Here is a 6,943-nt window from a genome sequence, read left to right as displayed (position 1 = left end):
AAATAGGTCCATATCTATAAATATATATTTTTTAAGCATTTTTTATCTTTTCTCTTCCAGCAACCAGATCACTCACAATAATATGAAATATCAATTACAAGAAAATTAATATTACAAATAAAAGTGAATCTAGGAGTGACGAAATGACTAACAGTACTATAAAAAAAATCATCGAAGATAGATATAAATTTTATACAGCGGCCTTAGCTACAGAAAATATTATTTGGGATAAAGAACTCAATGCGTGGCTTGTTTTTGATTACACCAATATCACTCAACTATTAAAAGATTCTCGATTAAAGGCTAATCGAAAAAAACAATTCATCGAAAAGCTAGATATACCTGTTGAGTATAAAGATAAACTCTCTAATTTTTACTCTAGATGGTTAATGTATATGGATAATCCTGAGCATAAGGAATTGCGTAAACACGTACAAGTACCTATCAATTTAACAAACTCTATTATAGAAGAGTTAGCTAAATCTTCTACACTCAAAGTATTGAATTCTCTGAATAAAGATAATGAATTCATTGACGTTATTAATGAAATAGCTATACCGTTTACAGAAAACACTCTTGCTAATTTATTGGGCCTAGATGTAAACGATTATAAATTAATTCTACACGAAGCTTTTAAAGCTGTGGATTTCCTTTGGATTCCGGTTCCTAGTTTCGAAGATTCACAAAAAACTGTTCACTCTATTGATAAAACCTATAGTATTATTTCTGAAATTCGTGACCAACAAAAATACGAAAAAAACGGTTTATTCGATTTAATCCTGAAAAATGTAGATCAAGTAGAAGATAGTTTAGCCCTAATCGCAAATGTAACAGTAGATGGACATGAACCATTTCTTAGTGCTGTAAAAACATTAATGTATCTTTACATACAAACGCAGAATGATAAATCACCTCATAATAACCCTTACAGTTTACTAACATTAGAAAATATAGTTGAAGAATCTTTAAGAATGGAATGCCCTTTTCCCTATTGTGCACGTGTTGCTAATGAAGATATACCTTTAGGAGATAAACTCATTAATAAAGGTGATAGAATTATTTTGTTTATCTCTTCTGGAAATAGAGATCAGAGTAAATATGAAAACCCAAATGAATGCCAAAAACGATCAAACACCCCTCCAATCTTAAGTTTTGGAGTTGGTTCTCATTACTGCGCCGGTGCAAATCTAACAAGAAAATCACTAAAAGTATTTTTAAATACCATACAACCTTTTATAGAAGATAAGTCACTTATTATTGACGATCTAGAATGGAACGATACTTTTGGATTTAGAACAATTTCAACTTTGAAAGTCACAATAAAAACGAAGTATCCAGTTAATGTATAAAAAATTTGAACAGAGGAGACTTATGTCATGACAGAATGGATTTATACTCACTTTAATATGACACACTACAATACAACCATAAAAAAAGAATTACTAGCTGCTCTAACAAGTTTCTTCACTGTTTCTTATATAGTGATTGTAAATGCCTCCATATTAAGGGACGCAGGGATTAGTACAGAGGCATCTGTAGTAGCCACTACTCTAACATGCTTTTTAGGTTGCCTTATAATAGGTTTTTGGGCAAATTCCCCTCTCGTAATTATCCCTGGAATGGGAGAAAATATATTCTTTTCCTATACAATTGTTCAATCTTTAGGACTAAATTGGCAGGAAGCTTTAGGCGTCGTATTAGTATCAGGCATTATTTTCACACTGATTACATTTACACCTTTTTCTAGACTTTTAATCAACTCTATTCCACACTCCTTAAAAAATGCTATTACTGTAGGGATTGGCCTATTTTTGACCTTTATCGGACTTCAGAAAGGTGGACTTATTACAGATTCTTCTGTAACAATAATTGGATTGGATAACCTATTTAAAGCAAATACATTACTTACAATTTTTACACTGGCATTAGCTGTAATCCTTTTTATTTATAATATCAGAGGTGGATTTTTAATCGTTATAGGAATTAGCACATTGGTTGCAGCCCTTTGTGGCATAACAAAATTAGATCCTTCCTATAATATGGGGTCTTTATATGAGCATTACCCAGCTGTGTTTAATGCTTTTTCTTTTGCACAAGTAAAAAACGCCTCCTTTTGGACAGCTACCTTTTCTTTAACAATGATTCTATTATTTCAAAATCTAGGAACCATACAAAGTTTTGAAAATGACAATAAACGTTTCAATCGAGCTTATCAGGCAACCGGGATGTCGAACATTTTTGCTGGGGTTTTTGGTACTAGTTCTACTGTAGCTGGTTTAGAAAGTGCTGTGGGAATAGCGGCTGGTGCAAAAACTGGTTTATCCTCTATTTTTGTTGGCTTATTATTTCTCATCTCATTTTTCTTTATGCCTTTTATAAAAATGATTCCAGATGGAGCCGTTGCACCTATACTAATTATTATTGGAAGTTTAATGTTAAAAAGCATAAAAGAGATTGATTTTGAAGATTTCTCTGAATATTTCCCTGCTTTTCTAACAATTATTATGATCCCATTAACTTACAATATAGCTGATGGTATAGCTTTTGGTTTTATATTTTATCCAATAATAAAACTTCTAACTGGAAAAAGAAAAGAATTAAACAAAACCATTTGTGTTATCGGCCTATTATTCTTATTAAACTACCTACTATCTTATTAAATGGTGATTATTAACACAAAAAAACTGCTTTATAAAGCAGTTTTTTTTGTATGTAAGGCCCATCTATAAACAGTTAACAAGTTTTTAATATCTACCTAAAAAGATTCATATATCGTGTTTCCTGTCAATGTTAAATCGTATCCTCCAATAGACTCTAGTTCCTGTTTAAAATCTGTTGAATGCAGTATTTCTTTAATCTCATTAATGATTTTAACATTACTCTCATTTTTTAAGATAATAAGATCATACTGTTCTTTTATTAATGGAACGAATTCAACCTTTGTAATATTGGCTACATTTTCAATCCCTATTCCCACATCCGCTTTATTCATAGCTACGCTAGTTGCAATACTAAAATGGCTATTTTCTTCGTAATCATAACCTTTAATATTTGTTCTATGTATATTATGAATACGTAACTGTTCATCTAATAAAACGCGTATACCCGCTCCAACTTCTCTATTCACTATCTTTACATCTTCTCTACATAAATCTTCCCAAGTTTTGATATTCTTTGGATTACCTTTTTGTACATAAAATCCTACATTTCTTAAAAGTAAATTAAAAATTATATACTGGGAATTTGTTAAAATTCTTTTAGTGTAGGGAATGTTATATTCTTTAGTATCACCATCAAATAGATGTAGACTGACTATACTTCCTTCACCTTTATACAAACGAATCAAACTTGTAAGACTTCCATCATAAGCTCTTAGCATTCTTTCTCCCATACTACTCTCCATATATTTCCCCAGTATGTCCAATGCCATATCTTGCCCACTAATTACAATTACATTCGTTAAATTATGTTTTTTAGATAATTGAGCGGAATTTTTTAGGCTCCCTGTTTTACTTTGCTCTATGTATTTCTGTAGATCTTCTACATCAATTCGAACTTGCCTACCTATTCGATAAGATGGCAGTTCCCCTCTTTTGATAAGTTCATAAACAGTTAATTTAGATATTTTCAACTTCTTTGCAGCTTCTTCTGCTGTATATGACTCGTTCAAAGTTTCATTCCCCCAATCTCTTAAATTTATCATATAACATTTGTCTCTATTTTTCCAAGAAGTATATTTGCTGCAAAGTAAAATACACTTAAATTAATTTTTTATAAACTGAACCATTTCTTTCTTCTATCATGAACTGATTACATACTTAATTTTCATAAAAAATGCTGTTTTATAGTTTTTCTCATTGTTTTTCCCCATAAAAAAATATTTTAAAACTTCTCTTCACACGTAGTTAATTAAAACTTTAACGCCCTATATTTAGGGACTTTATTTAATCTCAATTGAAGGTTTCATTAAGATACCTATAATTTATTTCTCAACATAATACACCTAGAATTTCCATTCAGTAAATGGTAATATATAGACATCTCAATTACGCTATTTCTTGTAGCTAGAGCTTGTTTCAGGGACAGGCTCTTTTTTTATTTTCTATATAAAGATCTAATAAAGAAATCTTAAATTAGTAACTGGTACTCTCCTTCAAATTCCCATTTAATATTTAACCTAATAATTAAAAATCATTCTATAACCATAGAACTCTAACCTTTACTAATTCTTCAAAATCCCCTTAAATTCCATTTTTGAAATTGCAAAAAAGCATAACGTAAAGTTATGCTTTTTCCCATATAATCTTATATTATTTTAAGTGTACATCTTTCATGTACCATGTATAACTTTGTTGTAGAATGAACAACCTTCTTGTAAAGTATACAACTTTGTTGTCACTTCACAATTTTCATAAAAACGTATCGTACTATCTATATCTCGAACTGCGATGCCGATATGATTAATTGTTTTTTTCATTTTATTTCCCCTACTACTTTATTTTTTCTATCCTTATCAATAGTAACAAAAAAAGTTATAGAAACAAGTTCTATAACTTTTTTATTTAACCTATTTTCTTATTCGCACTAGCTGGTTGAACTTGATTTTTTGCTTTTACAACACTAATGCCATATCCGATAAATCCACCGATAATCGCTGGGAAGATCCAGCCTAATCCTACTTCCTGCATCGGAAGGAATTTAGTGAACACTTGGCTTACTACTTCAATGTTAACTCCAGCTGCACTTAATCCATCGAATAAGCTGATGATAAATGTTACGATTAAGCTCACTTGATAAACTTCAGCTCTTCCTTTGAATAATGAATGGAAGAATGTTAAGAAAATCAATACGATTGCTAGTGGATAAATTGCTGTTAATACTGGAACAGAAACTGCGATTAACTGTGTTAATCCTACGTTTGCAACAATTGCACTAAATACACATAGTGTGATTGCAATTGCTTTGTAAGGAACATTTGGGAATAACTTATGGAAGAATGAAGAACATGCTGATACAAGTCCCACACTAGTTGTTAAACAAGCTACTGTAATCATTAATCCTAATAATACTCCGCCATATGATCCGAAATAGTAGTTAGAAACTTTCGCTAATACTTCTCCGCCGTTTTCTAAATGTCCAAGCTTTGCAACACTTGAAGCACCCATATAAGAAAGAGCTGTATAGATAATTGCTAAAATAGATGCTGCAATTATTGTCGCTTTTGCACAAACGACCATAATTTGTGTTTTCGTTTTCGCACCTTTTTCTTTAATAGCATTGATAATGATAATCCCGAATACGAATGATGCAAGCGTATCCATCGTTAAGTATCCTTCTTGGAATCCTTTAAAGAATGCATGTGATGTATAAGCTTCCACTGGTGCTTGCATATCTCCAATCGGATGTATAAAAGCAACGATTACTAAAATACCGATGAAAGTCAACTTAATTGGCGTTAAGATTTTTCCAACAATATCGACAATTTTCGCGGGATTTAGCGAAAAAAAACAAGTGATACTAAAGAATATAATTGTGAAAAGAATTAAAGGTGTAGAACCTACTCCTTCTGGCATAAACGGCTTAAGACCAATTTCATAAGAAACATTTCCTGTTCTAGGTATTGCAAATAACGGACCGATTGCTAAGTATAAAACTGTTGTAAACACAATCCCGAACACTGGGTGAGCGCGACTTGCTAATGACTGTAAATCATCTTTACCTGAAAAACCAAATGCTAGTACACCTAGTAATGGTAATCCAACACCAGTTACTAAAAATCCAGCGTTAGCAATCCATACATTCTCTCCTGCTGATTGACCAAGCATCGCTGGGAAAATTAAATTTCCTGCTCCAAAAAATAGTGCAAATAACATTAATCCAATAACTACTATGAACGAAAACGGTACTTTATTCGCCATAATATAACCCCCATTCAAATTTCCTTATCTCATTTTCCAATTTTAACTAATTGAATTTTCTGAATATTTAATTTAAGTATCAACTATTCTTGAACTCATTATAGTTTGCTATATAATATTTTGCAATACTATTTTCGAACTTTTCTTTTATTTTATAAATATACATTTTTTAACATGAAAAATAGACTGAAAAACCAACACGGTCATCCATGTTGGTTTTTCGATTTACTATCATAAATTAAAATTTCGCTGCTACTTTTTTAACGTTTTCTAGACCTTCTTCAACAATTTGTTGTGAACGATCTGGATATTGATTGTGCCCTTCAATTACAACTGTCTCTGGATTTGTAATTCCCCAGAATCCAAGTACAGTTGTTACGTAATTAACTGCCATTTCCATAGGAGCCATTTGCTCTGAAGAGTAATCTGAACCACGAGCACCTAACACAACTACTTTTTTACCACCAACTAAACCTTCTGGGCCATTTGCTGTATATTTAAACGTTTTTCCAGCTTGAGATAAGTATGAAATATATGTGATTAATGGTGCTGGTACTGTAAAGTTCCATAATGGGAATGCAAATACAACCTTATCAGCTTCTAAAAACTGATTTAAATATTGATCTACTGTAGCAACTGCCTTCTCTTCTTCAGCTGTTAACTCCATGCCTTGGCTACGTTTATATCCACCTGAAATCGCGATATTTCCGTAATAAGGAAGATCTAATGCAAATAAATCTAATTCCGTAATTTCTGTATTTGGATTTGCTTCTTTATAAGTACTTACAAATGTTTCATACATTTTTGAACTAACTGCTTGCTCCGCTGGACGATCGTTTGCTTTTACAAATAATACTTTTGACATTTTTTTATTCCCCTCTACATTCGTATTTTCTTCTTTTTTACCAAATAATGAGCTAAATAGTCCCATTTTCTTCACCTAATCTTTCTTTTCATATTCATTATTCATCATCATAAAAATTCTTATTCTAAGAAAAAGTTCCAATAGATACCTTAAGTTAAGC

At 31.4% G+C, this 6,943-nt stretch carries 6 protein-coding genes; 2 read left to right on the top strand and 4 right to left on the bottom strand.

Annotated elements, in window-relative coordinates; genetic code table 11:
* Nucleotides 1-143: 143 nt before the first annotated feature.
* A complete protein-coding gene (locus ACO6VI_RS32500; RefSeq protein WP_065223470.1) occupies nt 144-1,349 on the top strand; it encodes a cytochrome P450 in 1,206 nt (401 codons plus the stop codon).
* 27 nt (nt 1,350-1,376) lie between these two features.
* Nucleotides 1,377-2,660: an NCS2 family permease gene (locus tag ACO6VI_RS32495; protein WP_061457053.1), complete on the top strand. Its 1,284-nt coding sequence runs from the start codon at nt 1,377-1,379 to the stop codon at nt 2,658-2,660.
* Between the two features lie 95 nt (nt 2,661-2,755).
* On the opposite strand, the gene ACO6VI_RS32490 is transcribed toward ACO6VI_RS32495, so the two are convergent.
* From ACO6VI_RS32490 to ACO6VI_RS32475, 4 genes are all read right to left on the bottom strand, one after another.
* Nucleotides 2,756-3,703 (bottom strand): helix-turn-helix transcriptional regulator, encoded by a 948-nt coding sequence (locus ACO6VI_RS32490; protein ID WP_065223469.1) that lies wholly within the window; start codon nt 3,701-3,703, stop codon nt 2,756-2,758.
* Nucleotides 3,704-4,330: 627 nt separating this feature from the next.
* Complete coding sequence (locus ACO6VI_RS32485) at nt 4,331-4,477, bottom strand: hypothetical protein (protein ID WP_422425156.1); 147 nt, start codon at nt 4,475-4,477, stop codon at nt 4,331-4,333.
* Nucleotides 4,478-4,562: 85 nt separating this feature from the next.
* Complete coding sequence (gene brnQ, locus ACO6VI_RS32480; RefSeq protein ID WP_001284784.1) at nt 4,563-5,918, bottom strand: branched-chain amino acid transport system II carrier protein; 1,356 nt, start codon at nt 5,916-5,918, stop codon at nt 4,563-4,565.
* A gap of 238 nt (nt 5,919-6,156) precedes the next feature.
* Nucleotides 6,157-6,849: an FMN-dependent NADH-azoreductase gene (locus ACO6VI_RS32475; RefSeq protein ID WP_000522528.1), complete on the bottom strand. Its 693-nt coding sequence runs from the start codon at nt 6,847-6,849 to the stop codon at nt 6,157-6,159.
* Nucleotides 6,850-6,943: the final 94 nt, after the last annotated feature.

It is taken from the genome of Bacillus sp. PSXD-155, assembly GCF_049310765.1.
Taxonomy (GTDB): Bacteria; Bacillota; Bacilli; order Bacillales; family Bacillaceae_G; genus Bacillus_A; species Bacillus_A cereus.
The sequence above is the reverse complement of the archived record's forward strand: the minus strand, read 5'-3'. Positions and strand labels throughout refer to the sequence as shown.